The sequence below is a fragment of the Neolewinella marina genome (assembly GCF_002631205.1).
Lineage (GTDB): Bacteria > Bacteroidota > Bacteroidia > Chitinophagales > Saprospiraceae > Neolewinella > Neolewinella marina.
Genome location: NZ_PDLO01000003.1, coordinates 285,295 through 310,239 on the forward strand (window position 1 = coordinate 285,295; position 24,945 = coordinate 310,239).

Annotated in this window: 24 protein-coding genes and 1 tRNA gene; 8 read left to right on the forward strand and 17 right to left on the reverse strand. The window is 62.0% G+C overall.

The annotated features are described in order from the left end of the window. Nucleotides 1-3: 3 nt before the first annotated feature. Entirely contained in the window at nt 4-519 is a 516-nt protein-coding gene (locus tag CGL56_RS09625) for a hypothetical protein (RefSeq protein WP_099106326.1), read from the reverse strand. Nucleotides 520-741: 222 nt separating this feature from the next. Between CGL56_RS09625 and CGL56_RS09630 the strand changes: the two genes are divergently transcribed. Together CGL56_RS09630 and CGL56_RS09635 are read left to right on the forward strand one after the other, a co-directional pair. Then, nucleotides 742-2,487 (forward strand): muramidase family protein, encoded by a 1,746-nt coding sequence (locus CGL56_RS09630; protein ID WP_099106327.1) that lies wholly within the window; start codon nt 742-744, stop codon nt 2,485-2,487. 46 nt (nt 2,488-2,533) lie between these two features. Then, nucleotides 2,534-3,679 (forward strand): CNNM domain-containing protein, encoded by a 1,146-nt coding sequence (locus CGL56_RS09635; RefSeq protein WP_099106328.1) that lies wholly within the window; start codon nt 2,534-2,536, stop codon nt 3,677-3,679. Here the strand turns inward: CGL56_RS09635 and CGL56_RS09640 are convergent. From CGL56_RS09640 to fsa, 5 genes are all read right to left on the reverse strand, one after another. Next, nucleotides 3,627-4,154, reverse strand: coding sequence for a metallophosphoesterase family protein (locus CGL56_RS09640; RefSeq protein ID WP_099106329.1), 528 nt, complete (start codon nt 4,152-4,154; stop codon nt 3,627-3,629). The two genes, CGL56_RS09635 and CGL56_RS09640, sit on opposite strands and share 53 nt — an antisense overlap. After that, nucleotides 4,151-5,713 carry a glycosyltransferase family 39 protein gene (locus CGL56_RS09645; protein ID WP_099106330.1) on the reverse strand — a complete coding sequence of 521 codons (1,563 nt, stop codon included), beginning with the start codon at nt 5,711-5,713 and terminating at the stop codon, nt 4,151-4,153. The genes CGL56_RS09640 and CGL56_RS09645 overlap by 4 nt, the downstream gene beginning before the upstream one ends. Before the next feature lie 11 nt (nt 5,714-5,724). Beyond that, nucleotides 5,725-6,234 (reverse strand): NADPH-dependent FMN reductase, encoded by a 510-nt coding sequence (locus CGL56_RS09650; protein ID WP_167641564.1) that lies wholly within the window; start codon nt 6,232-6,234, stop codon nt 5,725-5,727. A gap of 1 nt (nt 6,235) precedes the next feature. After that, on the reverse strand, nt 6,236-6,592 hold the full coding sequence (locus CGL56_RS09655) for a hypothetical protein (RefSeq protein ID WP_099106332.1): 357 nt from the start codon (nt 6,590-6,592) through the stop codon (nt 6,236-6,238). Between the two features lie 83 nt (nt 6,593-6,675). Beyond that, complete coding sequence (gene fsa / locus CGL56_RS09660; RefSeq protein WP_099106333.1) at nt 6,676-7,341, reverse strand: fructose-6-phosphate aldolase; 666 nt, start codon at nt 7,339-7,341, stop codon at nt 6,676-6,678. Nucleotides 7,342-7,702: 361 nt separating this feature from the next. Here fsa and CGL56_RS09670 point away from each other — a divergent pair, with 361 nt between their 5' ends. Further along, nucleotides 7,703-8,344 carry a 30S ribosomal protein S16 gene (locus CGL56_RS09670; RefSeq protein ID WP_099106335.1) on the forward strand — a complete coding sequence of 214 codons (642 nt, stop codon included), beginning with the start codon at nt 7,703-7,705 and terminating at the stop codon, nt 8,342-8,344. A 65-nt stretch (nt 8,345-8,409) separates the two neighbouring features. Here CGL56_RS09670 and CGL56_RS09675 read toward each other — a convergent pair whose 3' ends face one another. The 3 genes from CGL56_RS09675 to CGL56_RS09685 are packed head-to-tail and all read right to left on the reverse strand — an operon-like array spanning nt 8,410 to nt 10,299. Beyond that, nucleotides 8,410-9,231: an aminotransferase class IV gene (locus tag CGL56_RS09675; RefSeq protein ID WP_099106336.1), complete on the reverse strand. Its 822-nt coding sequence runs from the start codon at nt 9,229-9,231 to the stop codon at nt 8,410-8,412. Nucleotides 9,232-9,234: 3 nt separating this feature from the next. Continuing rightward, nucleotides 9,235-10,029, reverse strand: coding sequence for a diaminopimelate epimerase (dapF, locus tag CGL56_RS09680; protein WP_099106337.1), 795 nt, complete (start codon nt 10,027-10,029; stop codon nt 9,235-9,237). Continuing rightward, the gene (locus CGL56_RS09685) at nt 10,030-10,299 is read right to left on the reverse strand and encodes a hypothetical protein (protein ID WP_099106338.1); all 270 of its coding nucleotides are present in this window, start codon (nt 10,297-10,299) and stop codon (nt 10,030-10,032) included. It lies immediately after the preceding gene. A 63-nt stretch (nt 10,300-10,362) separates the two neighbouring features. On the opposite strand from CGL56_RS09685, the gene CGL56_RS09690 reads away from it, so the two are divergent. Then, entirely contained in the window at nt 10,363-11,760 is a 1,398-nt protein-coding gene (locus CGL56_RS09690; RefSeq protein ID WP_099106339.1) for a trypsin-like peptidase domain-containing protein, read from the forward strand. Between the two features lie 58 nt (nt 11,761-11,818). Then, a complete protein-coding gene (locus CGL56_RS09695; RefSeq protein ID WP_099106340.1) occupies nt 11,819-13,063 on the forward strand; it encodes a pyridoxal phosphate-dependent aminotransferase in 1,245 nt (414 codons plus the stop codon). Here CGL56_RS09695 and CGL56_RS09700 read toward each other — a convergent pair. From CGL56_RS09700 to CGL56_RS09710, 3 genes are all read right to left on the reverse strand, one after another. Beyond that, nucleotides 13,047-13,769, reverse strand: coding sequence for an SGNH/GDSL hydrolase family protein (locus CGL56_RS09700; protein ID WP_209280279.1), 723 nt, complete (start codon nt 13,767-13,769; stop codon nt 13,047-13,049). The two genes, CGL56_RS09695 and CGL56_RS09700, sit on opposite strands and share 17 nt — an antisense overlap. Nucleotides 13,770-13,803: 34 nt before the next feature. Further along, a complete protein-coding gene (hemE, locus tag CGL56_RS09705) occupies nt 13,804-14,832 on the reverse strand; it encodes a uroporphyrinogen decarboxylase (protein ID WP_099106342.1) in 1,029 nt (342 codons plus the stop codon). Nucleotides 14,833-15,227: 395 nt separating this feature from the next. Beyond that, the gene (locus tag CGL56_RS09710) at nt 15,228-16,856 is read right to left on the reverse strand and encodes an acyl-CoA carboxylase subunit beta (RefSeq protein ID WP_099106343.1); all 1,629 of its coding nucleotides are present in this window, start codon (nt 16,854-16,856) and stop codon (nt 15,228-15,230) included. 53 nt (nt 16,857-16,909) lie between these two features. On the opposite strand from CGL56_RS09710, the gene CGL56_RS09715 reads away from it, so the two are divergent. Then, nucleotides 16,910-17,137 carry a hypothetical protein gene (locus tag CGL56_RS09715; RefSeq protein ID WP_099106344.1) on the forward strand — a complete coding sequence of 76 codons (228 nt, stop codon included), beginning with the start codon at nt 16,910-16,912 and terminating at the stop codon, nt 17,135-17,137. Nucleotides 17,138-17,176: 39 nt separating this feature from the next. Here CGL56_RS09715 and CGL56_RS09720 read toward each other — a convergent pair. Next, nucleotides 17,177-17,262, reverse strand: a tRNA-Leu gene (locus CGL56_RS09720). A 60-nt stretch (nt 17,263-17,322) separates the two neighbouring features. Next, nucleotides 17,323-18,090, reverse strand: a complete 768-nt coding sequence (locus CGL56_RS09725; protein ID WP_167641563.1) for an META domain-containing protein — start codon at nt 18,088-18,090, stop codon at nt 17,323-17,325. Nucleotides 18,091-18,311: 221 nt separating this feature from the next. Between CGL56_RS09725 and CGL56_RS09730 the strand changes: the two genes are divergently transcribed. After that, complete coding sequence (locus tag CGL56_RS09730) at nt 18,312-20,048, forward strand: DEAD/DEAH box helicase (RefSeq protein WP_099106346.1); 1,737 nt, start codon at nt 18,312-18,314, stop codon at nt 20,046-20,048. A 16-nt stretch (nt 20,049-20,064) separates the two neighbouring features. Here CGL56_RS09730 and CGL56_RS09735 read toward each other — a convergent pair whose 3' ends face one another. The 3 genes from CGL56_RS09735 to CGL56_RS09745 are packed head-to-tail and all read right to left on the reverse strand — an operon-like array spanning nt 20,065 to nt 23,970. After that, nucleotides 20,065-20,778, reverse strand: a complete 714-nt coding sequence (locus CGL56_RS09735; RefSeq protein ID WP_099106347.1) for a 3'-5' exonuclease — start codon at nt 20,776-20,778, stop codon at nt 20,065-20,067. After that, nucleotides 20,778-22,715, reverse strand: coding sequence for a DUF294 nucleotidyltransferase-like domain-containing protein (locus tag CGL56_RS09740; RefSeq protein ID WP_099106348.1), 1,938 nt, complete (start codon nt 22,713-22,715; stop codon nt 20,778-20,780). Before CGL56_RS09740 ends, CGL56_RS09735 begins: the two co-directional genes overlap by 1 nt. A 19-nt stretch (nt 22,716-22,734) precedes the next feature. After that, entirely contained in the window at nt 22,735-23,970 is a 1,236-nt protein-coding gene (locus CGL56_RS09745) for an ABC transporter permease (protein ID WP_099106349.1), read from the reverse strand. Nucleotides 23,971-24,054: 84 nt separating this feature from the next. Between CGL56_RS09745 and lipA the strand changes: the two genes are divergently transcribed. Beyond that, a complete protein-coding gene (gene lipA / locus CGL56_RS09750) occupies nt 24,055-24,927 on the forward strand; it encodes a lipoyl synthase (RefSeq protein WP_099106350.1) in 873 nt (290 codons plus the stop codon). Nucleotides 24,928-24,945: the final 18 nt, after the last annotated feature.

The window sequence follows — 24,945 nt, forward strand, 5'->3', positions numbered from 1 at the left end:
CCCTTAGTTGACCACCTCGATCTCGCCCAGGCGAAAGTAGCCGTCGTCCATCCGCAGCTCTTCCAGGTAGCCCAGCGGCACTTCCTCCAGGTCCCGGTTCGCGTCGCGCAAGCGGACCCCGAAGGTGTAATTCCCGGCCGGGAAACTGGCCGGCACCTCGAAGGTGTAGCTGAGCCAGTTGGCCAGGTGCAGTTCCCCTACGGTGTTGGCCCCGGAGGGGATCGACCATTCCTTCCGTTCGGCGCCTTCGAGTACCACGTCCATGGTGTAGCGGGCATTGGGATCCACGCCGCCCACCGTGCGCCACTCCATCTGGGCGTCGAAGGATTCGCCGGCCGCAACGGACTGTGGCAGGTTAATGGCGTATACGTAGTGGCCAACCCCGTCCACCGGCTGTTCGACCACCAAATCGCTCAGGTCAATATCCTGGCGGTTATCCGGTCCACAAGCGACGGGAAGCAGGAAAACGCAGAGCCCGAACAGGCAGGCGCGGCAGTGGGGCGGGAAGGAGAGGGGCATGGGGAATGTTTGTGGTAAAATCCGATTTTCTGCGGCTAAGGTTCGCTGGGGTTAGGAGGTAATGTGGTTTTGTCCCTACCTTGGCTGGGACATCCGCGCCCGAGGCTTGCTTTTATTTCAGGGTTGCCATGTTTAAGGTGAGCGTACGGACAAGTTCGCCGGCTGCCCGTCGTTCTTACTGCGTTCCGTCTGTTCCACTTACGACGCCAAACCACTTAGTTGATGAGATCACTTTTCGTACTGCTCTTGCTCTTTCTGTGGGGGCAGGGTTACGCCGAACAGATATTTCTGATATACGATGGGGCGTGCGGTGCACGCCTGCGTTACGACCGGACCGTGGATGGAAGCGCCCGGATGGATTACTATTCCTACAGCCTGCCCGCCGGCTTTGGCATGCGGCTCATCCTGGAAACCGACGGAGAAGGAGCGGCCGTTCAGTCCCAGCTTCCCCAAGACTACCTGCCCTGCAGCGAGGCACGGCTGACCGCAGACCTGGCCCACCGCATTAACGAAGCCCAGGACCACCTCTTCCTCGTACAGCCGCTGCCCGAGGGAGGCTACCGGGTAGAGCCCGTAGTAATGGCAGCCGTACTTGAGGAAATGGGAAGCAACATCCGCTACCAATCGCCCTTCGCCTCTTTCGCCTTCGATACCGAAAACAGCGTCATCGGGGTAAATCTGGACGGTGGCAACAACGGAGCAACCGTCACCTTCGAGGGGATGGAAGGAAGTGGCTGCCAGGCCACCTACCTCTTGCGACAGACCCAACCCGGCGCGGCTTTCCCCGCCATCCTGTACCGCCTCGTCCCGGGACTGGGCATCGTGGAACGACAGTTCACGGGTGACGGCCGCGTCAATCACGATGAAGTGATCTCCGCCGCCGGCGTGAACGACGTCTCCCTGGACCAATACCTTGAACAGCAGTGCAGGGATCGGGAGCGGCAAACCGCCTTCGTACCCCTGTACATCGACGCCCAGCCCGTGGCCGCGGCTAATGTTCCGGCCGAGCCCGTGCTCCAGGAAGGAAGTGCCGCCCCGAAAATGGTAGCCACCCAGGTGACGGAGCAAAACAGTGTTCCAAGTGCCGTACCAGTCACGGTCCACGAGGTTGCCCCGGGGGAGACGCTCTACGCGATTTCCCGCCGCTACGGGGTCAGCGTCGACGAGATCAAGCGGGCCAATGGACTTTACGACAATACCATCTTCGTAGGCCAACGGCTAAAAATCGGCTCGGAAAATGATGCGGCGTACACCGGTGGTGGTAGTACCACGGTGGCACCGCCGCGCATTCGCGTTCCGGAATCCACTCCGCCGCCGGCCGATCCCGTGGTGTCCGTCCCCGAAGTAGTGGTGCCCCCGCCGGCCCGGACCCGGCCAGCTGAGAGTAACGAAAGCGGCTACCACATCGTCCAGCCCGGAGAAACCTTCGCCAGCCTGGCCCTGCGGTACGGGTATACGACCCAGCGGTTCAAGGATTTCAATAACCTCAGTGATGCTCCCGTGGCCCGGGTAGGGCAGCGACTCAAAACTTCGGACTGCGATTGCCCGGAGGCCGCGCCTACTCAATCTCCAACCGGTTCCGGCAACAACGCAGCCGGCATCACCCCGCGCCCGAGCGACTACGTTCCGGTTGCCCCGGCACCCGCGCGCGACCGCAACAATTCAAGCTACACCACCGCTTACCCGCCCCCGCCGGTAGTGGCACCGTCACCCAATGTGATCGTGCCCCCCGCCCGCCCCGTGGCTGAGAGCCGCCCCCAGTCCGCCGCCCCGGCCTACGAATCCCCGGTGCCCCCGGCCTACGGAGCCCCGGTGCAGCAGGATCGGTCCTTCCACATCGTGCAGGAAGGAGATAGCCTGTACGGCATTGCCCGCCAGTACCGCATCACGGTCGAGGAACTGCGCAGCCTGAATGCCCTGGAGACGGCCGACGTAATCGTCCCTTACCAGAAGCTGTATGTAAACTAATCGGGGTCCGCTCACCTTCTAGGGTGTAATACCTCTTTCTCCCCCTATGGTCCCACTGCTTTTATTTGCGCTCATCTCCATCGCCTTCAGTTTTCTGTGTTCCATTTTCGAGGCCGTGCTGTTGTCGATTACGCCCAGCTACGTCCAGTTGAAGGTGCAGGAAGGCGGGCGCACCGGTGAACTGCTGCAGCAGTTCAAAAAGGAAATCAACGAGCCGCTGACGGCTATCCTCTCCCTCAATACGATCGCCCACACCGTGGGTGCCATCCTGGTAGGTGCGAGCACGGGTGCTGCTTTTGGTGAGGGTGGATTCGTCTTGCCCTTCATCGGCTATGCGGTATCCTACGAGGTGGTGGTGAGTATCGTGATGACCCTGGCCATCCTGATCTTTTCCGAGATCATCCCCAAAAACCTCGGCGCCTCCTACTGGAAGAAGCTGGCCCCCTTCACCGTGAAGAGCCTGGACATCCTGGTCAAGATCTTCAAGGCCCTCGGGATCGTCTGGGTATCCAACAAGATCAACCAGAGCCTCGGCGGCGGCGACGCCCACTCCACGGCCCTCACCCGGGTCGAGTTCGCCATCATGGCCGAGGCCCAGACGGAGCAGGGTCAATTGAAGGAAGAAGAAGGCCGCATCCTGCGCAACCTCCTGAACTTTGAATCCCTGACCGTCCACGACGTGATGACCCCCCGCACGGTAGTGGTCGGCGCCTGGTCCACCCTGACGATCCGGGAGTTCTACGACAAGTTTGACAACAGCCCCTTTAGCCGTTACCCCATCTTCGGGGAGACCCGCGACCAGGTCCTCGGCTACGTGCTAAAGGATATGGTGTACAAGGCCATTATTGAAAAGCGGGACGATGAGCCCGTGCTGTCGCTGGTCCGAGATTTGCTGACCGTTCCCCAGGATACCTCCTTGCACCACCTGATCGACCGCATGCTGGAGCGCCGGGAGCCGGTGGCCCTGGTGGTGGATGAATTCGGCGGTATGGAAGGACTGGTCACGATGGAAGACGCCATGGAAACCCTGCTGGGCCTCGAGATCATGGACGAGATGGACAGTACCCAGGATATGCAGCGGCTGGCGCGGGAGCGCTGGCGGGCCCGCGCCCGGGCCATGGGGATGGATATTCCGGAGTCTAATCGGGAAGAAAGTCCGGGGGAACAGCCCCGCGCAACCCCAGCTCAATAACCTCCAGGTCTTCGATCCGGCCCTCGTTCACGGAAAATCGTAGTACGGTTCGCATCCGGTGAAAGCCGTGACGGCCGCAGGCCCCGGGGTTCATGTGTAGAACTTTGCGGGTTTTGTCCATCATCACCTTCAGGATGTGGCTGTGGCCGCAGATGTAAAGGTCGGGCCGCTCCGCTTCGATAAGCTTCCTTACCCGCGCGGTGTAACGTCCTGGATATCCGCCGACGTGGGTCATCAGCACCTTCACCCCACCCACGGTAAAACAGGCGTCGAGGGGCAGCCGCTGCCGGATGGCCGTATCGTCGATGTTGCCGTATACCCCCCGTACGGGGCGGAAGGCTTCCAGTGCATCCAGCACCGCCGGGTCGCCAACGTCGCCGGCGTGCCACACCTCATCGCAACCGGCGAAGTGTTCCAGGATAGCCGGGTCCAGGTAGGAATGGGTGTCGGATAGTAGGCCAATGCGTACGCTCATTCACTGTTCTTGTAGATGCCGATGATGAGATCGCCCCGCGGGGCAACTTCCACGACCGGTCGGGCGAATATGCCGACGCGGTTGGCCACGTCGATCCGCTCCTGGGGGTATAGAAAATTCGTGGCGGTATAGTCGGCGCGGCCCCAGTCGGATTCGTGGATGATCTTCCCTTGGGCGCGGGGCGGCAGGGCCCGGATGTTGTCGATACAGGGCCAGTTCTGGCACTTGACGGTGCGGGTTTCTCCTTCAGGGATCTGGTCGGCGAGCTCCACCAGAGCCTGGCGGTAGCCAGCACCCCAGTAGTCCATGTCAAACCGCCGCAGCAGGTAGTCGCCGCTAATAAGTTCATTGAAGTACACCTGCTGTTGGGGGTGCATGCGGATCATAGCTATGGCCGTAGTGACTATCCCCAGGGTCAGCACGGCGCTGCTGAGAACGGGCCGCCACCGCCCCAGTCGGTCGTACCCGGTAATCATCAGGAACACCAGGCCGGGATAGACGAAGTGCAGGTGCCGCCAACCGTTATACAGGGTGGATCCGAGCACGATAACGACCAAAATAGGCCCGACCGAGAGGCCAAGCTGGACAAAATCCAGTTGGCCGGCGTAGCCCGTCCACAGTCTCCCTTTTTGTAGTCCGGGCCATACCGCACGAATGGCCAGGTACAGTCCCGCGAAGAGGAACAGTAGATAGGGCAGGGGAGTGGTGATGAAGATCCAGGCCGGGATGTAGTAGGCCGGCAGGTCGGTGGCCGGCAGGTAATTGGCAAAGAGAAGGTTGACGCTGTCCCAGGTAAAAGCGCTCATGTGACTGATGGCGCCGGCCAGGCGAGATCCTGTTTCCACCCAGAGGTAGGGGAAGAAGGGGAGCATGAGCAGGAAGGTGGCAGGCAGGTAGACGGCCGCGTGCACCAGCCTGCGGTAGTTGCCGGGGCGCTCGAACAGCTGTTCCCAAATGAGGATCAGGGCCGTGGCCGCCACCAGAATAAGGGCCGGGAAGCGGGTATTCAGCGCCAGGGCGGAGGCCAGTACGTGGCAGGCGAGGGCAGCATTGCTGCGGTGCTTCAGGTAGCGGGCCAGGGTAAAGGTGGCAATGGCGTAGAAAACCAGCAGGATATGATCCTTGGGGTTGAAGAAGGCGTGGGCGAAGATGCGCGGACTGAGCAGCAGCATGGCCGTGCCAATAAGGGGGTACCACTTTTCCCGGGGCCAGCGCAGCCTCAGGGTCCGGTAGAAAAAGGCCAGGGCCAGGGCAAACAGCAGGAAACCCATGAGGTGGCGGAGCCGGTAGTACTGGAAAGGGTCATCCATGATGCCCAACTGAATCTCAGCCAGGGTAGCCACGATCTGGAAGATCATGCCGTACTCGCTGAACGACTTTCCTTCCGTAGCCAGGGGCGGGTGATCAATGCCCAGGCGGTCGGCCATGTATTCGACGGTGACGTGACCGTGGCGGCGCTGTATGGCTTCGTCGTAGGTGATGCCGTAGTCGTCCACTACCGCGAATCCGATGACCAGGTAGGTGAGGAAAAAGAGTCCGACGATGATCCGGTGGTTCACGGGGGATGCCTTTAGGGTAACAGCCGCAGGGCTTCGGTGAGCATCTCCCGGGTATCGCCCGGTAAAATGCCGCCCCCTTCATCAAAGGCCACCTCATTCTGAAAACAGGGCAATTGGGCCACGACCCGGCAGTCCAGCGCCTGCAGCGACCACAGCAGGCTTTGCAGCGCATGTTCCCCCCGCGGCGGGTGGGGGCAGAAGGTCAGGGCCAGTACGGGCTTGCCGGTGGCCACCCCGGAGGTGGTGAGCCAGTCCAGGGCATTTTTCAGTACGCCCGGCAGGTTGTCCAGGTAGGCGGGGGTAGATATGATAACGGCCTTCGCCCCTGCCCAGTCCTTGCGCCAATTGATAACGGGTTCCGGCCAGGGGGATTGATCCCGAGCGGGCTGGAAGATGGGCAGGGAATCCAGGGGGGTAGCGGAGCGGACGGGAGTGGAAGTAAGGGTGGCCAGGCTGGCCAGCAGGCGGGAGTTGGCACTGTCCGGATGGGGGGAGCCCGAAACGGTCAGGTAGGGCTCCACGCTAGTCCTCTTCGTCGGTATCTACGTCTTCGTCCGAGAGTTCGTCCAGGTCGATGTCGGCTTCCTCGATGTCGTCGTCGTACTTGTCGCCGTACTCCTCGCGGGCCTCGTCGGTGAGGATGCCGTCGTCATCGTAGTCGTCGTCGTCTTCGATGATCAGCTGGGCCTCGGACTTGGTCATGCGGATCAGGTAGTACTTCTCGCTGGTTTCAAAGGGGAGCGCGCTGGCGATCTTTCCGTTCACGTCGGTGAAACGGATCAGGTGACGCTCGAAGCCATTGGGGTAGTTGAGCTTGATTTGCTCGAGCAAATCCTCGTCGAGCTTATCGTAGTTCTTGATTACACGTGGCTTGCTCATAGACTGGTTTAACAACGGGGAAGGTATTCAGAATGGGTAATGCCCGGAGCAGCGGGGCTGCTCCGGGCAATCTTAGGGTTAATTTACGAGACTACGCTCTGCGCCTTCTTGTGGTCGGCCAGGAATTTCTCCAGTCCGATGTCGGTCAGGGGGTGCTTGAACAGGCTGTCGTAGCTGCTCAGGGGGCAGGTCACCACGTCGGCACCGGCCTTGGCGGCTTCCACGATGTGCTTGCCGCTCCGGATCGAGGCGGCCAGGATCTCGGTTTCAAAGCCCTGGATGGCGTAGATCTCGGCGATGTCGGAGATGAGGGTCATGCCTTCCCAGCCGATGTCGTCGATGCGGCCGATGAAGGGGCTTACGTAGGTAGCGCCGGCCTTGGCAGCCAGGATGGCCTGTCCGGGGCTGAACACTAGGGTACAGTTGGTCCGGATGCCGTTTTCGGTGCACCAGGCCAGGGCCTTGACGCCTTCGCGGATCATGGGAATCTTGACGACGATGTTGTCGGCGATCTTGACCAGCTCGCTGGCTTCCCGCTTCATGCCTTCCAGGTCGGTGCTGATCACCTCGGCGCTGACGTCGCCGCCGGTGATTTCACAGATTTTGGCGTAATGGGCCCGCACGTTTTCATCGCCGCTGATGTTCTCTTTGGCCATCAGGCTGGGGTTGGTGGTTACTCCGTCCAGAATGCCCAGGCTTTCGGCTTCGCGGATGTCGTCGAGGTTGGCGGTATCGATAAAAAATTTCATGTGCAGGTGGTTTATGTCTTTACTGCCGCTAACATACCACTGGCCCGGATGTTTCCAAGCATTCCCGGTATTATATATGCCGCGCCGAAGCCTTGGGGGTTGATTCCCAACCCTTTCGCGCTCATCAACTGGGCCGCGGCGGTGGACAGCAAGGCCGAGCTACCGCCTTACCCCGCCATCCTATATATATGGACGTGCAGGATAGTTCAGGTATTACACGGCGGGCGCGGGGAACAAGCAAACAAATCCTCCGTTAAGTTTTTGCGTTAGGTGGTTTCGGCTTACCTTTGCGCCCCGGCAAAACCGGCTGCCCCCTGGAGGGAGTAGGTCGGTCTTATCTAACAAACGACAATTTGTCACCATGCCAGTTAAAATTCGCCTTCAGCGTAAGGGCCGTCGTAAGCGTCCTTTTTACCACATCGTCATTGCGGACGCCCGCGCGCCCCGCGACGGTAAGTTCATCGAGAAGATCGGTACCTATAACCCGATGACCGTTCCGGCCACTATCGACCTGGACCGCACCGCCGCCTACGATTGGCTGCTGAAGGGTGCCCAGCCCACCGATACGGTACGGGCCATCCTCCGCTTCAAGGGAGTACTCTACCGCAAGCACCTTATGCGCGGCGTTGCCAAAGGCGCGCTGACCCAGGAGGAAGCCGACAAGAAGTACCAGGAGTGGATCGACGCCAAAGAAGGCACCACCGCCGAGCGCCGCGCCGCCCAGGAGGAGAAGGAAGCTGAATTCCGCGCTGCCGTTTCCGGTACGCCTCCCCCCGCTCCCGAGCCCGAGCCCGAGGCCGTAGAGGAAACCGAAACCGCCGAAGCCACCGCTTCCACCGAGGAGGAGGCTGGTTCCACGGAAGAAAGCCGCGCCGCCGCTGCTGACGTAGCCGGTGAAGCCAAGGCCGAAGCCGACGCCGCCGAGGCCGCAGGTGAAGCCCTCGCCGAAGCCAACGAAGGCGAAGGTGATGCCGCTACCGGAGACATCGACAAGGAAGTCTAAACCGACTTCAACTCAGATAACTCATCAGGAGCCCCGTCCGCAGTCCGCTGCCGACGGGGCTTTTTTTATGCGTATTCCCGCCAGGCCTCCATCAGCTGCCGGGTAATGGCACCCGCGTCCCCGCCGCCGATCAGTTGATCATCCACCCGGGTAATGGGCATGGCCCCCTTGATGGAACTGCAGATGATGGCCTCGTCGGCCGCCAGGAGCTCCTCCACCGTCACGTCTCTTTCCTCAAACGGGATGCCCAGTTGGCCCGCCAACCGCAGCAGGTGCCGGCGGGTGATGCCCAGCAGCACATCATCCACCGGGGTGATCAGCCGACCATCGACCACGATCATGAAGTTGGAGCGGTCGCTTTCCCGGACGCAGCCCCGGCGGTCGACGTAAAGGGGATACTGGGCACTCCGCTCCCGCAGCAGGGGCTGAATACGGATGCCCTCCAGGTAATCGATGGATTTCACCCGCGGCAGCTGCCGTTCGTATTCGTGCAGCATGACCGTGCACCCTGCTGCGTAGTAGGTGGGCGCGGGGGGCGTGAAGGTGTAGGGGAGGACCAGCAGGTTGGGTTGCTGGGGCGTATAGCCATCCCCGGCGTAACCTCCGGTCAGGATGGTGCGTATCCCACCCGTGGACGGGCCGTTACGGTCGATCACTTCCTGAATTACCTCACCCAGCTCCGCCCCCCCGAGGGGGAGATCCAGCTCCAGCCCGGCCGCGCTCTGGCGGAAGCGGTCGAGGTGGTCGGTGATGAACCGCGGCTTTCCGTTGATCACCCGGAAGTAGTCAAAGACCCCGTATCCCCGCAGGATACTCAGGTCGGAAACGTGGAGGTGTGCCTCGGAAGCGGCGAGGTAAGCGCCATTGAGGTAAACTTGATCCAGCATGTACTAAAGGCTTATGGTTCCGGTGAATACGAAGGTAGCCGGGCCAATGAGTTGAAGGTTGGTGAACCGCCCGTTTTGCTTTTCCCCGCTGACGGAAAGCGAACCGCCCCTGGCCTGGACGGGCACGAGAAAGGGGCCGTCGGGGATGTTGGGCCGCCGCATCAGGGAGCCGATGGCCGCAGCGGTCACCCCGGTTCCGCAGGCCAGGGTTTCGTCCTCGACGCCGCGTTCGTAGGTGGCGATATCGAGTCCGTCGGGGCGTTGGCGGACAAAGTTTACGTTGATCCCTTTATCTCGGTAAGGGGGAGATTGCCGCAGGGCGCGGCCTTCGGCGACTACGTCCACGGTGTCCAGGTTCTCCACGAACCGCAGGTAGTGGGGGGAGCCGGTATCGATCTCGTAGTCCGCACCTACCTCGCGGATGGTCTCCACGTCGGCCATGCCCAGGGCGATGTCGCCCGCCGGGGTCAGGGTGGCTTCGTGGGGTCCGTCGGAGGCCAGGAAACGGTAGATGTCCCGTTCGATACCCAGGTCGGCGGCGAAGCGGACGATGCAGCGGCCACCGTTGCCACACAGGGTGCTGCCGCTGCCGTCGGCGTTGAAGTACACCATTTCGAAGTCAAATTCCGGGGGCGCCGGGCGCAGGAGCATCAGTCCGTCGGCCCCCACGCCGAAGTGGCGGTCGCACAGCCGGGCAACGTGGGTGGGGGAGAGGCGGTCCGCCAGCTTGCCCGCCCGATCATCGAGGAGGATGAAGTCGTTGCCCGCTCCGTGGTACTTGTAAAAGGTCAGGTCCATTTATTGATCTTGTTGCCGCCGCTGATCCTGCTGCCGCCGCAGGGAATCAAGTTTGGCCGCTTCGCGGTCGGCCTTTTCACGGTAGTAATTCTTGGATTCAGGCTGTTCGAGGGGATCTTCGAAGCCTACGGGTACGTCAAGCGTATAGGTCCGGTAGGCGGCGATGCCGGCCAGCAGCAGGATCAGCGCGAGGCCAATGAGGGAGACCTTCCAGCCAAAGATGTTGCTGGAGGGCGGATGGTCGGGGTCGTAGGAAGGTTTGCGGATCACGGGGGCAAAGGTAGGGCCTGGAATTAGAGTAACAATCCGGGGGGCACGGGCGTTGTTGGTCCTATGAGTCTACGCACAATAGTAGTCTTTTCCCTGGCCTGTTTCGCCTCCGCCGTGCTCGGGGTGGCGGCAGGCCGGTGGTTCATTCCGGGTTTGCCCGCCGAGGAAATGCCGGTGAACCCCAGCCGGGAGGACCTGCGGCTGCGCACCTTCGCCAGCAGTGCCCCTACGAGCTTCATCACGGCGGCCGAACGGGTCACCCCGGCGGTCGTTTCGGTTCGTTCCTATATGCGGGAAGGTCTGCTGTCCGGGGCGGGGGGCAACAGCGTCACCACCGGATCGGCGGTGATCATCTCTCCGGACGGGCTGGTGGCGACCAACAACCACGTCATCGAGGGCGCCCGGCGCATCCGCATCACCCTGCAGGACCGGCGGGAGTTCAACGCCCGGGTGGTGGGGGTGGACGAAAGCACCGACTTGGCGCTCCTGAAGATCAACGCCACGGACCTGCCTACGGCCCACTTCGGCAACAGCGACAGCCTTCGGGTGGGGGAGTGGGTGCTGGCCGTCGGCAACCCCTACAGCCTCAACTCGACGGTGACCACGGGTATCGTGTCCGCCAAGGGTCGCAGCATTGATGTATTGCGCCCCGACGACCGCATTGAGAGCTTTATCCAGACCGACGCTGCCGTCAACCCCGGCAACAGCGGCGGAGCCCTGGTCAATACCGCCGGAGAACTCATCGGCATCAATACTGCCATCATCACCAACAGTGGTCGCCACGAAGGCTACGCCTTTGCCATCCCCGGCAACCTGGCGCGGCGGGTACTGAACGACCTGCGGGATTACGGAGAAGTACAACGGGCGGTGCTCGGCGTATGGATACAAGGCATCAATGATGCGCAGGCCAAGCAACTCCGGCTGCCGGCGGCCAGCGGGGCCCTCATCACCGACCTTACCCCCAACGGTCCGGCGGCCCGCGCCGGACTGCAGATGGGCGACGTGATGACGGCCATCAACGGGGTAGCCATCAATTCGAGTCCGGAAATGCAGGAACAGCTCAGCCGCTACCGCCCCGGACAGCGGGTACAGGTGACCTTCATCCGCGACGGAGAAAGCCGCAGCAAGACCGTCCTGCTCACCGACAAAACCAACCGCCCCGGTACACTCGTCAGCGAGCGTACCGACGACCGGCTGCACCTCCTGGGTTTTGAGCTGCGCGACCTGAGTGCCGACGAGTGGCAACGCTTCCCCGGCGGCGGTGTGCGGGTGGTTTCCATCTTCCGGGACAGCCCCATCGCGGCTACCCACATGAATGCCGGCTTCGTCATCACCCAGGTCGACAACGTCCCCGTGGCCAGCCTCGACGAGTTGCTCCGCCGGATCCGACACGTGGATGCCCCCCTTTTTGGCGGGTTCTACGAAGGGTACGAAGGGGAGTACTTTTACCGCCCGGAGTGACCCTGCAGGGTTTACCGCTCCGGCCGGATTATCTTCGTAGTGCCAAACTTCGGCCCCTATGCCAGTTGTATCCCGCCGTTCCCAGACCGTTCCCCTGTCGCCCTTTCGCAAGCTGATCCCGCTGGCGGACCGGGCCCGGGCGAAGGGAAAGCACATTTATCACCTGAACATCGGGCAGCCGGACATCAAGACCCACCCCCAGGCCGTGGCCAGGTTCCGGGAGCTTCCCTGGGAGATACTTGACTATAGCCCCAGCAATGGCATCGACAGTTACCGGGAAGCGTTGTGTGGATACTATGCCCGCTTTGGCGTCCAGTTGACGGCCGATGAGATCATGGTCACTACCGGTGGTTCCGAGGCCATTCTCTTTTTCATGCTGGCCTGCCTCGACCCCGGAGATGAGATCATCATCCCGGAGCCTTTTTATGCGAACTACAACGGCTACGCCCACATCGCAGGGGTTACCGTGATTCCGGTGACGAGTGACATCAGCGACGGGTTCAGCATCCCCAATGCGGAGGCCTTTGCCGAAAAAATAACGCCCCGGACGCGGGCGATCGTGATCACCAATCCAAACAACCCCACCGGGGCCTGCTACTCCCGGGAGGAAATGGAATTGCTGTCCGCCATCGTGCGCGAACACGACCTGTTCCTCTGTGTCGACGAGGTGTACCGTGAATTCAGCTACGACGCCCCCCTGCAATCCGTACTCCAGCTCGAAGAACTCCACGAACACGCCATCGTCATCGACTCGGTATCCAAGCGGTACAGTGCCACCGGTGCCCGGGTCGGAGCTTTGGTTTGCCGCAACCGCTCCGTGCGGGAGTCGGTGGACCGCTTCGCGAAATTACGTCTCAGCCCTCCCGGCCTCGGGCAGCGGCTCAGTGAAGTGATGCTGGAGGATGACGGACCTTACCTCCAGGAGGTGAAGGAGGAATACCAGCGGCGGCGCGACATCGTCTACGACCGCCTGCGACAGATGCCCGGCGTTTTTCTGTCCAAGCCCGGAGGGGCATTTTACTGTTTTGCCCGCTTCCCGATCGCCGACAGCGAGGACTTCTGCCGCTGGCTGCTGGAAGATTTTGAATACGAGGGGGCTACCGTGATGCTCAGCCCCGGTCCCGGCTTTTACGCCACGCCCGGTCTTGGTATGGATGAGTGCCGGATCGCCTACGTGCTGAACACCGGGGAACTTGCCAAGTCCATGGACTGCCTGGAAGCGGCCCTGAGCGCCTACCCGGGCAACACCCTCACTCCGGCCGAGGCGGATGGCGCACCCGCCGGGGCTAGCCGTTTTTCCTGATCAGACCGGCTACCCGCGCCAGCAGTACTTCCTCCACCCAGAGGCCGTACTGCTTCCCGCTGGGGTGTAAGTTGTCGGAGGCGACCAGGTCGGGCTGCTGTAGCCCGCGGCGGGTAATGGGGGTGATGTTGTAGAAGGGTACCCCGTAAGATGTAGCTACGGATTCGGCTGCGGCGTTGAAGGCATCGATTTCGCGGCTGATGGACTCCTTACCACCCCCGAAGGGTGTATAGGCATAATCCGGAATGGAAACGACGAATACCCGGGAGGTATCGCCCCCGGCGTACCCAATGGCCGATTCCAGCAACGCCCGGAACCGCTGTTGGTAGCCGTCGACGGAGAAGCCCTGGAACTGGTCGTTCACCCCGATCAGCAGGCTGACGAGGTCGAAATTCTCTCCGGGGTCGGCGGCGGCCAGGGCATTGGCCAGATTGTCGGTACGCCAGCCATTGCGGGCCACGATCTCCAGAGGCTCCACGGCGATCTTCTCCCGGGCGAGCAGTTGCCGGCTCAGTTGGTTCGGCCACCGCTCATCGGCGGCAACGCTGGTACCAATGGTGTAGCTGTCGCCCAGGGCCAGGAAGGAAATCGTGGTGTCGGGTTCGGCGGAGGGTGGGGCGGGGGAGCCGGTCGGGCCCATAACTACGTCTTCTTTGGAGCAGGCGAGGAGAAACAGGAAGGGAAACAGGAGAATGATGCTGCGCATACTCAACATACGCAGTCCAGCCTCCCCCGGTTCCCTAGTCGGCGTAGCGGTAGTCCTTGACGGCGTTCACGAAGGCCTTCACCCCCTCGAGCGGGGTATCGGGGTATACGCCGTGGCCGAGGTTGGCGATGTGGTGGCGACCAAAGCGGTCGAGCATCGCCCGGGTAGCTTCGGCTACCTGGTCGGTGGGAGCGTACAACTGAGCGGGGTCCATATTGCCCTGTAGCACCTTGCCCGGCACCAGCGTCCGCGCCCGTTCGACGTCGGCGATCCAGTCGAGCTGAACCACCTGACACGGCAGCTTTCCGATGCCCGAAATGGCGTGGCGGGCGTCCTTGGCGAACACCGTCACGGGGGTACCCTCCAGTTCCCGGCAGAGCTGCTCGATGTAGCGCAGGGAGAACTCCTGGTAGTGATTGGGAGGAAGGACTCCGGCCCAGCTGTCGAACAGCTGGATGAGGTCGGCGCCGTGGCGGACCTTCTTCTTCAGATAGGCCGCCGTGGCCGTGGTGATCTTTTCCAGCAGGCGGTGGCTCATCTGGGGGTCCTGGTAGAGCATTCGGCGGGCCTTGCTGAAGGTCTTGCTGCCACCACCTTCCACCATATAGGCGAAGATGGTCCAGGGGGCCCCGGCAAAGCCGATCAGGGGAACGCGGTTGTCGAGCCGTCGCTTGGTGGCGTCCAGGGCATCAAAGACGTAGCCCAGGTGGGCGGGTGCCTCCTCGGCCGGCCGCAGGGCATCTACGTCCGCCTGACTGCGGATCGTGCGGGGAAAGCGGGGGCCGACCTTCTCGACCATGGTGTAGTCCAGGCCGAGCGCTTCGGGAATGACCAGAATGTCGCTGAAGATGATGGCCGCATCCACGCCGAGTTCATCCACGGGCTGGATGGTTACCTCAGCCGCGAGGTCGGGAGAGGACACCAATTCCTTGAAACCGCTCAGGCTGGCGCGCAGGGCGCGGTACTGGGGCAGGATACGACCGGCCTGGCGCATGAGCCATACCGGGGGGCGTTCAACGGATTCGCCGCGGGCGGCACGAAGGAAGAGATCGTTCTGGTACATGGCCGCGAAAGTAGTACCGGGAAAACCGCTGCCCCCACTCCAGCCGCCTAATCGCGGCTTTTTGACCGGATATTTACGGCTAACGGCGGTCGCGGGGTTCATTCTGGGACATCTAGGTCTGGTATTCAGGGAAAGCCACGCCGACACTCCAGTCATATTATAACCGAAAGAAGTAAGTGCGGCGCTATGCGCAGGTGCCAGGAACCGCATTGATGCCGGTGCCAACGTGAAAAAAGATATTACTCAGCCAGCATTTCCTTGATATGTTGAATACAAACTCGCACTGCTCACCATGGGGGTACTGTGCGCCGGTCGGCACTGGGTATCAGGAAAGGGAGAGGCAACATGTTGTGCTACTCCACGGACTGGTCCGTGGAGTAACACAACATGGCGGTCTAGGTCTGGATGGCGCCCACGTTGAAGCGTTCGACGGGGGCGTGGGTGGCTGCTTCGATGCCGGCGGAGATGTAGGCGCGGGTCTTGCGGGGGTCGATGATTTCGTCAACCCAGAGCCGGGCGGCGGCGTAGTAGGGGCTGGTCTGGTGGTCGTAGCGCTCGGTGATGCGCTGGAGGAGTTCCTGTTCTTCCTGCTCCGAAACCTCCTGGCCGCGGGCTTTCTGGCTGCTGACCTGGATCTGCAACAACACCTTGGCGGCCTGCTCTCCACCCATAACGGCGATGCGGGCCGTGGGCCAGGCCAGCATCAGGCGGGGATCGTAGGCCCGGCCGCACATGGCGTAGTTGCCCGCGCCGTAGCTGTTGCCTACGACGATGGAGAACTTTGGTACCGTGCTGTTGCTCACCGCACTGACCATCTTGGCCCCGTCCTTGATGATGCCCCCCTGTTCGGAGCGGCTGCCCACCATGAAGCCGGAGACATCGTGGAGGAAGACCAGGGGAATGTTCTTCTGGTTACACACCATGATAAAACGCGCGGCCTTGTCGGCCGAATCGCTGTAGATGACTCCGCCGAACTGCATCTCGCCCTTGCCACTGCGCACCACGAGCCGGTTGTTGGCTACGATTCCTACCGACCAGCCGTCGATGCGGGCGTAGGCGCAGAGGACGGTCTGCCCGTACTCTTCCTTATACTCGGTGAACTTGCCGTCGTCGGCCAGGGCACGGATAAGGTCGCGGCCGTCGTAGGGCTTGGACCTTTCCTCGGGGAGGACGCCGAGCACGGCCGAGGCCTCCACGCTGCCCGGTTCGGTTCGGTCGAAAGGGGTAATCACCTTATTCGGAACGCGGCTCATGAGGTCGCGGATGGTATCCAGGCATTCCGTATCGTTGGCGCATTTGTAGTCGATCACCCCACTTACGGAGGCGTGCATATCCGCTCCGCCGAGGTCTTCCTTGTCTACTTTCTCGCCGATCGCGGCGCGGACCAGGTAGGGCCCGGCCAGGAAGATGCTGCCGGTATCCTGGACGATGAGGCTCTCGTCCGACATGATGGGCAGGTAGGCGCCCCCGGCCACGCAGCTGCCCATTACGGCGGCGATCTGGGTGATGCCCAGGGCACTCATCCGGGCGTTGTTCCGGAAGATCCGGCCGAAGTGGCGTTCGTCGGGGAAGATCTCGTCCTGCAGCGGCAGGAATACCCCGGCGCTGTCGACCAGGTAAATGATGGGAACGCGGTTTTCGAGGGCGATTTCCTGGGCCCGCAGGTTCTTCTTGCCGGTGATGGGGAACCAGGCGCCGGCCTTGACGGTGGCGTCGTTGGCGACGATCACGCACAGGCGGCCGGCCACGCGGCCGTAGCCGGTGATGACCCCACCGGCGGGGCAGCCACCGTATTCCTCGTACATCTCGTAGCCAGCGAAGGCACCGAACTCCAGGAATTCCGATCCGGGGTCGATAAGTTTACGTACGCGCTCCCGGGCGGTGAGTTTTCCCTGCTGGTGCTGCTTGGCGACCCGCTTGGCGCCCCCGCCTTCCAGGATGCGTTCCAGGCGGTGGTTCAGGCGGGAAACTTGCAGCAGCATGCCGTCCTCGTTCTCGGCGGCGGATAGTTCTTGTTTGGTCATGATCGGTGGTTAGGCGGCCGAAAAGTACGATATTCGCCCCAACCTCCCTTGTCATGACCCTCAGCCTCATCGGACTATTCATCGAGCTCATCCTCCTGGCGGTAGGCGTATACCTCTACCTTTTTGCCCGTGGAATGCTCCGCTTCGGCAGCGCCGAAGCCCGGGCCCGGGCGGAAGTTTTCCGCGCCGATAATGCGACCTGGATGCGGCTGCTGGGGCTGGCCCTGGCCGCCCTGATGCTCGTCAACGTCGTGCTCCACGTAAGGGACCTGCTGCAGTAAAATACAAACGGCGAACGATCCGGGGATCATTCGCCGTTGTACCCGGAACGGGAATCGAACCCGTACTCTCAGTACTGAGAACTGGATTTTAAGTCCAGCGCGTCTACCAATTCCGCCATCCGGGCGAAGGCGCAAAGATAGCGGTACGGCGGTAAATAGTGCAGCCGCCGGCGGAAAAGCCGCGATTATTGGCCCTTAAACACCGCCCGCACTTTCCCCGACCCGTCCTTGAGGATCAACTGCCCATCCTTCACTTCATGGTTGGTGGTCGCGTGCAGGGCCTCCAGAAACTTTTTCTCCACCTCGAGTTGGGGGCAGGCCATCTTGGTGGTCACCAGGGGTGGGAAGGCCAGTTCGCCACTTTCCACCCGGTAGTTTCCCGACAGGGAGTTACAGCCGGCGTGGCCCTGTACCCGCTGGTCGGTGAGGAAGAAGGTCAGGTAGGGATTTTGCTTGGCCCGGGGGAGGGGAGTGCCGTCCAGTTCACTGAGCTCCCACCGCTGCCCGGCCAGTCCGAGGGAATCTTTCTGTAGATCATAGTTGTTGGTCGACCGCCCTTCGATGGACACGGTTACCAGATCCTGCTGCCGCAGCAACCCGTCACCTACCGCATAATAGATCGGGCGGTCGGTGCTGTCGATGTCCAGCAACTTGAGCCCCTTCCCGTCGGGCTGCCAGGCGAACCGTCCGGAAAACCGTTGGGGCTCCACCGGGCTCCCAGCCGGTCGGGTTACCAGGGTGTAGGTAGTGTCGGGGTGTATTTGTAATACGGTCTCGATGGCCGTACCGCCATTCGGGGCGGGCACCGTTCCGGCGTATACCCCGGCCCAATCGGTGGACTGTATCTGCCGGGCATCGGGCGCGGGTTCCCCAGCCTGAGCAGCGGGTGTTTGCGGGGCACATCCCAGGAGCAGGGTAGTGAAGATGGCAAGAAGGGGCAGGGCAGTTTGCATAGGCGATCCATAATTTGCCATAGAACAGCCAGGACGCGAAATGGTGCTGGCCGGTACCCAGGGCGTTCATTTTGTGGGAATTATGCAGAAGGACTAGGTGTTAATAAAATTTGTCGTACCTTTGCGGCTTCTTAAATCACGCGGGTGGTTTGGAGATTTACGCTGGGGCGCTTTGACAGTGCATTGTAGTAAACCGTTTCACCCGTATTAATACAGGTGAAATGGAAAATTTCAATGAAACGTCGCTACGCGACGACGTCAAACAAGCCGTAGCGCAACTCGGCTTCACTACGCCCACGCCCGTTCAGGCCAAAACCATCCCGGCCATCCTCGGTTCGGACCGCGACCTTATCGCCCTGGCCCGCACCGGTACCGGCAAAACCGCCGGATTCGGCCTGCCCGTCGTTGACGGCATCGACACCGAACTGGACGCCGTACAGGCCCTCATCCTTTGTCCTACCCGCGAACTGTGTCTGCAGATCTCCCGCGACCTCACTGAATTCGCGCGCTTCCGCAAGGGCGTGAACGTGGTAGCCGTCTACGGAGGCGCCAGCGCCGGCGACCAGATCCGCGCCATCCGCAGCGGAGCCAACATCATTGTCGGCACTCCGGGGCGTACCCTGGACCTGATCAACCGCAAGAAGCTCGTCGTCGACCAGCTGAAGCGGGTGGTACTCGACGAGGCCGACGAGATGCTGAACATGGGCTTCCAGGAAGAACTGAACGGTATCCTTGATGCTACTCCCCGGGAGAAGCAGACGCTTCTCTTCTCGGCCACCATGCCGAAGGAGGCCCGCAAGATCTCCACCGACTACATGAACGATCCCCAGGAGATCAGCATCGACCATACCGACGCCGGCAACTCCAACATCACCCACCTGTACTACAAGGTGAAGGGGGCCCACCGCTTCAGCCTGCTGAAGCTGCTGGTGGAGCTGGATCCGGACATGTACGCCGTCATCTTCTGCCGCACCCGGCGCGAAGTCGACGGAGTAGCCGAAGACCTGCGCTTCGCCGGCCACGCCGCCGATGCCCTGCACGGTGACATGAGCCAGGCCCAGCGCGACGACGTCATGAAGCGCTTCCGTAAGGGACGTATCAAACTGCTCGTGGCCACCGACGTAGCCGCCCGCGGCCTCGACGTTTCCGACCTTACCCACGTCATCAACTACAACCTGCCGGACGCCCCCGAGGTCTACGTTCACCGCAGCGGCCGTACCGGCCGCGCCGGCAAGGAAGGCGTAGCCATCTCCATCGTCACCGGACGGGAAGTGCGCAAACTGCGCGATATCGAACGCTACGGCAAGATTGAATTCACCGAAGCGCCCATCCCCAGCCAGGAGGAAGTTTACCGTCGCCGGGCCCTGCGCTTCGTCACTTCGGTGAAGGAGGCAACGATGTCCGACCAGAAACTCCTCTCCTTGATGCCGGAGATCGTCGACGGACTGGCCGACCTCGACCGGGAAGCCCTGATCCAGCAGTTCGTAGCCCTGTCGCTTTCCGATTTCAGCCAGCAGGTCGGCAGCAGCCGCCCCGTGGAAGCCGGCTCGGACGACAAGCGGGAACGGAAGTCCCACGACCGCCGGTCCAACGTGAGCTACACCCGGCTGTGCATGTCGGCAGGCCGCCGGCAGGGGTACACCGTGCCCCAGGTCATCGGTATGCTGAACAAGAACCTGCCCGGCAAGAAGATTGACCTCGGCAAGATCGACCTCCAGAACAACCTGACCTTCATCGACGTCGACAGCACCGAGGCCAGTCGGGTAGTGGCCGCCCTGGCGGGTGTCCAGGACCGGGGCAACGACGTGGAACTGCGCATCTATGACGGACAGGCCGGCGGCAACGACGACGGCCCCCGCGGCAAGCGCCCCCGCAACAAGTACAAGACGGGAGCACCGAGCCCCGGCAGTTTTGCCAAGCGGGACAAGAAGAAGCACCGCAAGGGGCAGGGGAAATAGCCCTCGCCCTCCCTACTTAGAGATCACGAAGCTGCAAGTCCCGGCCGACCCTCAGGGCGAGCCGGGACAGTAGTTTCAGCCATAGAACGCCCGTGATGTAACAGTCACCGAGTGCGGTGTGGCGGTCCGATAACGGTATCCGATAGCGCCGCGCCAACGCGTCCAGGCTGAAGTCGTGCTCGGGGGTCCAGTAACCCGCGGGGCGCAGCCGTTTGGCCAGGTCGGCGGTGTCCACTACCTGGTTCAGCAAGGGGCCGGCGCCGTGGCGCTTCAGTGCCTGGTTAATGAGGGCCACGTCGAAACCGATGTGGTGGCCCACGATCAGTGCCCCGTCCAGAAACTCCAGGAGATCCGACAATAGCGTTGGCTCATCGACGTAGGCGTAGCGCTGGGAATTCGGAATGATGCCGTGGATTACGACGGCGTCCGACCGTTCGAATCCCGGGGGGGTGGGGAGGTAGGCCTCGAACTTCTCTCCGAGGTTAATGCTGTTGCCACTTACCCTTAGCCCGCCCATGCACAGGATACGGTCTTGGCGAACGTCGATACCGGTAGCTTCCGCATCCAGGACGACAACGGGAATCTCCCTGAGGTCGGTGTCCGGCGGAATCCGGTGATCCACCTCGGTGGCGTAGCGCCGGTAGTAGTCGGGCCACCCCCCTTCCGACGACCGCCGGCCATCCCCGCCGGCCAGCCCGAATACCCTGCGCAGCCATTCCGCAACTGCCATCAGCGCAGGAAACTTAGCTGGAAGCGCACTTCCAGCAGTTGCTGGATTTCCTTCACGGGGTTAAAACTGTTCCTGAGCAGCAGCCGCTGCACCTGAGTGAGTTCCTCCGGACGGACGAAGCGACCGTTATCCCCCCGTTTCAGACCTAGCTCCGCCCGCAGGCGAATAAGCAACTCGTAGGCCTCTGCCGCCTCCTCGTACAGCCGGGCGTTCTGGGGCTCCAGTTTTGCCAGGGCTTCGAAACGCTTCAAGGTGTTGTTGATGTTGCCTTTGCGGGCTTGCAGGATGAGTACGCGGGCGGCGTCAGTGAGGGGGCGCATGGCCCGGGCCTTGAGGTCGAACTGGTCCTTGTGTTCCCCCGAGCGCTCCACCACGAAATTGCGGAAGAAGGTGAGCGGGCTGGGGTTTTGCAGGGCCGCCATAGCCAGTGAGGCCTGGAAGCGGGTGCTGTTGCTGCCGAGCTCGTCGAAGATGTGACTGGTCAGCTTGTCGGGCAGGCTGCCGTCGCCCCACACGCCCCGGTAGTCGAAGAAGATCGAGGTATTGAGCAGGTTTTCGGCCGTGTTCTCGTGCATCCACTCGGTGAACTGGTCCTTCCACTTGCTCACGCTCAGGCACCATTTCGGGTTGCTGGCCATCATGTCGCCATCGCAGTAGCGGTAGCCTACCTCGTTAAGGTGCTCGGTGACGTAGTCGGCCAGCTTGAGGAAGTAGTCTTTGGTGGAATTATACTTGGCGGGACTTACGTCCTCGAAGATCAGGGCGTTATCCTGATCGGTCCGCAGCAATTGTTCGCCCCGACCCTGGCTGCCCAGGGTGAGCCAGTCGAAGAGGGCCGGAGGGTTGCCCAGCCCGTCGGCCTGCATCCGCGCCAACCCCAACTTGATGCATTTCCGGATAATTTCGTCGTTGATCTGCGTCATCACGGCCGTGATATAGCCGATGGCCACCTCCTTCTCCAGGTAGCTGCTCAGCAGCCGTTCGGCGCGGTCGCGCAGTTCTCGCAGGTAAGCCGGCGTGCGGGCGGTCGTTATTTCCTGGATTACGACCGCGGGATTGTTTCCTTGCAGCAACAGCAGGTCGTGCTCGCTGACCACCCCCGTCACCCGGCTTTTGTCCGTACCGTCCTCGGTCTGTACCAGGTGGTGATAACCCGTCCGGAGCATGCGGATCTGCACGTCCGTTACGGTGGCCTCGGTGGGGATACAGGATACCGGGCTCGACATGATGCGCAGCACGGGCAATTTCCGGCTGACCATTCCGGTGGCCACGCACCGCCGCAGGTCGCGGTCCGTAATGATGCCGATGGGGCAGTGGTCCTCGTCCACCACGATGATGGATCCGACGCCCTGTTCGGTCATCCGCTGGGCCGCATCCATGATGGTTTCGTTGGCGTGGCAGACTACGGGGTCGCGCGACCGGTGCAGGGACTGCAGGGTCAGCAGGTCAGGCTCTTCCCGGGAGGCGGCGGCGCCGGGCCGTTGCCGTTGCACGGCCCGGTACTCGAGGTTATAGCGGCTGCTGCCGGCCATGCTGGTGGCCAGGTACTCCAGTACCCGCGGGTGGTGGGGGATGATGTCGCGAAACCCCTCACTGTTGATGGCGTATAGCAGGGATTCCTCCACGGCCCGGGCCAGGAAGACGTAGGTATCGTCGGCCAGCAGGGGACGGATGCCGAAGATGTCCTTTTCGCCGCAGCGCTCCACCAGCAATTCCTGGCCGTCGGCGTCCTCGCTGTACAGCTCAATGACGCCCTCCTTCACGACAAAGAACCGGTCGCGGGGTGGTTCACCCGGGCGGAAGACTACCGTACCCGGGGGTTGGTAGCGGACTTCCACCCGCGAGGCTACCCGCAGGAGAGATTCCTGGTCGAGGTAACTGAAGGGCTCAATTTCCTTCAGGAAATCGTAGACGCGGTAGGTAACTTGATTGGGCATCGCCGATAAAGTACTGCACTTATTCGTACCGCAGCGACTCAATGGGATCCAGGGCCGCGGCGCGCAGGGCGGGGTAGAGGCCGGACAGCAAGCCCACCACCGTACACACGATGAGCGCCAGGCCAATCCACAACCAGGGCACGATGAAGCTGCCTCCCGTAAACACTACCACGACGTTGCCGGCGGCTACGCCCAGCAGGATGCCGAACAGGCCACCCAGCTGGCAGATGACCACGGCCTCGATGAGGAACTGGAGGAGGATGTTGCGGCGGGTGGCCCCGAGGGCCTTGCGGACGCCAATCTCCCGGGTGCGCTCAGTGACGGACACCAGCATGATGTTCATCAGTCCGATAGCGGCCCCCAGCAGCGTCATCAGCCCGATGCTGATGGCGGCCAGCCGCAGCATGACGGTGTTCTCCTTGATGATACTCACCAGGTCGGAGCTGTTGGAAACCTCGAAGTCATTCTCCTGTCCGGCTCGCAGGCGGCGCACCCGGCGCATCGTGAGCGTTGCTTCGGCCATGGCGGCGTCGATGCCCGTGGGGTCGCGGACCGCGATCAGGATGTCGTAGTTCGTCCGGTTGTTGGCGTAGAAGCGCTTGGCTTCCTGCAGGGGGATGAGTACCCGCTTGTCGTTGCTGGTCATGCTGGCGCCCTTGCTCTTAAGGGTGCCCACTACCCGGTAGCGATTCCCACCGGCGGTGATTTCCTTGCCGATGGCGAACTCGTCGTTACCGTTGAACAGGGTTTCCACCAGTTCCGACCCCAGGATGGCGAGGTTGCCCCCTTCCTGAACCTCCCGCATAGTAAAATTCCTGCCGGTAGCGATCTCAAACCCCTTGCTGTTCAGGTAGTTAGTGGTCATGCCGTAAAGTGACACGTTGGGGTTGGTTTCCCGGTCCTGGTAGGTCACGGCCGTGGCTCCCCGGGCGGGGAAGCTCACGCTGACGTCGGCCGGATATTCGTAGGTTTCCATGAATTCCATGGCCTGGGCGTAGGTAAAGGGCTCCGAACGCTTTCCTTCCCCGGGCCCCCCACGGGAGCGGACGGTTTCCCGTTTGCGGTCGATTTCGAAGGTGTTGGCTCCGAGGCTGGACAGGTTGGAGGAGAGGGAATAGATGGCCGCGTCGATGGCGGTAAGGATGCCCACGAGGGCCATGATGCCTACGGCGATGATGAGCGTGGTCAGCAGGGCCCGGAGCCAGTTGGTGCCTACGCTGCGCAACGCCACCCGGATGTTTTCCATGAAATCCATAGTTGGTAAATGTAGCAGGAGCACAATGAAGGGGGAATGTTTTTCGACGAACAACCAATTTGGGGTAGCTTTGTACCTATAATTATGATCGATCTACCCGTAGCCCCTGCCCGCGCCGAACGTCAACGTAAACCCGATTGGCTCCGCGTAAAATTGCCCATCGGACCCGACTACAAGCGGGTGCGCAAGCTGGTGGACGAGTACCAGCTCCATACCATCTGCCAAAGCGGCAACTGCCCCAACATGGGGGAATGCTGGGGAGCCGGTACGGCCACCTTCATGATCCTGGGCAACGTCTGCACCCGCTCGTGCAGCTTCTGTGCCGTCAAGACCGGTCGGCCGACGGAGTACGATGAAGACGAGCCCCGCCGCGTGGCCGAAGCCATCGATCTGATGCAGGTGAAGCACGCCGTACTCACCTCCGTGAACCGCGACGAACTGAAGGACCGCGGCGCCGAGATCTGGTACCAGACCGTCCGCCACATCAAGGAACGCACCCCCCAGGTGACCATCGAAACCCTGATTCCCGACGTGCGCGGCAACTGGGACGCCCTCTACCGCATGATCGACGGTGGCCAGGAGGTCGTCAGCCACAATATGGAAACGGTGGAGGAACTCTACCGCAAGGTGCGCCCGCAGGGGCGCTACAAGCGCAGCCTGGAGGAACTCCGCCGGATCAAGGAGGCCGGCAAGCGTACCAAAACGGGATTCATGGTCGGCCTCGGGGAAACCGAGGAGCAGGTGGAACGCATCCTCGATGACCTGGCCGAGTGCGGCGTGGACGTGGTGACCATCGGTCAGTACCTGCAGCCCACGGCCATGCACCTTGCGGTCGACAGCTTTGTCACTCCGGATACCTTCGCCCACTACAAGGCCCTGGGCATGTCCAAGGGCTTCGATTTCGTGGAGAGTGGCCCCCTGGTGCGCAGCAGCTACCACGCCGAGCGCCACCTCTAGTCCCGCTGGCGACGGTCT

What these genes read in the sequence shown, in the direction of transcription:
- CGL56_RS09625 (WP_099106326.1), bottom strand. Translation starts at nt 519, where the DNA reads ATGCCCCTCTCCTTCCCGCCCCACTGCCGCGCCTGCCTGTTCGGGCTC.
- CGL56_RS09630 (WP_099106327.1), top strand. Translation starts at nt 742, where the DNA reads ATGAGATCACTTTTCGTACTGCTCTTGCTCTTTCTGTGGGGGCAGGGT.
- CGL56_RS09635 (WP_099106328.1), top strand. Translation starts at nt 2,534, where the DNA reads ATGGTCCCACTGCTTTTATTTGCGCTCATCTCCATCGCCTTCAGTTTT.
- CGL56_RS09640 (WP_099106329.1), bottom strand. Translation starts at nt 4,154, where the DNA reads ATGAGCGTACGCATTGGCCTACTATCCGACACCCATTCCTACCTGGAC.
- CGL56_RS09655 (WP_099106332.1), bottom strand. Translation starts at nt 6,592, where the DNA reads ATGAGCAAGCCACGTGTAATCAAGAACTACGATAAGCTCGACGAGGAT.
- fsa (WP_099106333.1), bottom strand. Translation starts at nt 7,341, where the DNA reads ATGAAATTTTTTATCGATACCGCCAACCTCGACGACATCCGCGAAGCC.
- CGL56_RS09670 (WP_099106335.1), top strand. Translation starts at nt 7,703, where the DNA reads ATGCCAGTTAAAATTCGCCTTCAGCGTAAGGGCCGTCGTAAGCGTCCT.
- CGL56_RS09675 (WP_099106336.1), bottom strand. Translation starts at nt 9,231, where the DNA reads ATGCTGGATCAAGTTTACCTCAATGGCGCTTACCTCGCCGCTTCCGAG.
- dapF (WP_099106337.1), bottom strand. Translation starts at nt 10,029, where the DNA reads ATGGACCTGACCTTTTACAAGTACCACGGAGCGGGCAACGACTTCATC.
- CGL56_RS09690 (WP_099106339.1), top strand. Translation starts at nt 10,363, where the DNA reads ATGAGTCTACGCACAATAGTAGTCTTTTCCCTGGCCTGTTTCGCCTCC.
- CGL56_RS09695 (WP_099106340.1), top strand. Translation starts at nt 11,819, where the DNA reads ATGCCAGTTGTATCCCGCCGTTCCCAGACCGTTCCCCTGTCGCCCTTT.
- CGL56_RS09700 (WP_209280279.1), bottom strand. Translation starts at nt 13,769, where the DNA reads ATGCGCAGCATCATTCTCCTGTTTCCCTTCCTGTTTCTCCTCGCCTGC.
- hemE (WP_099106342.1), bottom strand. Translation starts at nt 14,832, where the DNA reads ATGTACCAGAACGATCTCTTCCTTCGTGCCGCCCGCGGCGAATCCGTT.
- CGL56_RS09710 (WP_099106343.1), bottom strand. Translation starts at nt 16,856, where the DNA reads ATGACCAAACAAGAACTATCCGCCGCCGAGAACGAGGACGGCATGCTG.
- CGL56_RS09715 (WP_099106344.1), top strand. Translation starts at nt 16,910, where the DNA reads ATGACCCTCAGCCTCATCGGACTATTCATCGAGCTCATCCTCCTGGCG.
- CGL56_RS09725 (WP_167641563.1), bottom strand. Translation starts at nt 18,090, where the DNA reads ATGCAAACTGCCCTGCCCCTTCTTGCCATCTTCACTACCCTGCTCCTG.
- CGL56_RS09730 (WP_099106346.1), top strand. Translation starts at nt 18,312, where the DNA reads ATGGAAAATTTCAATGAAACGTCGCTACGCGACGACGTCAAACAAGCC.
- CGL56_RS09735 (WP_099106347.1), bottom strand. Translation starts at nt 20,778, where the DNA reads ATGGCAGTTGCGGAATGGCTGCGCAGGGTATTCGGGCTGGCCGGCGGG.
- CGL56_RS09740 (WP_099106348.1), bottom strand. Translation starts at nt 22,715, where the DNA reads ATGCCCAATCAAGTTACCTACCGCGTCTACGATTTCCTGAAGGAAATT.
- CGL56_RS09745 (WP_099106349.1), bottom strand. Translation starts at nt 23,970, where the DNA reads ATGGATTTCATGGAAAACATCCGGGTGGCGTTGCGCAGCGTAGGCACC.
- lipA (WP_099106350.1), top strand. Translation starts at nt 24,055, where the DNA reads ATGATCGATCTACCCGTAGCCCCTGCCCGCGCCGAACGTCAACGTAAA.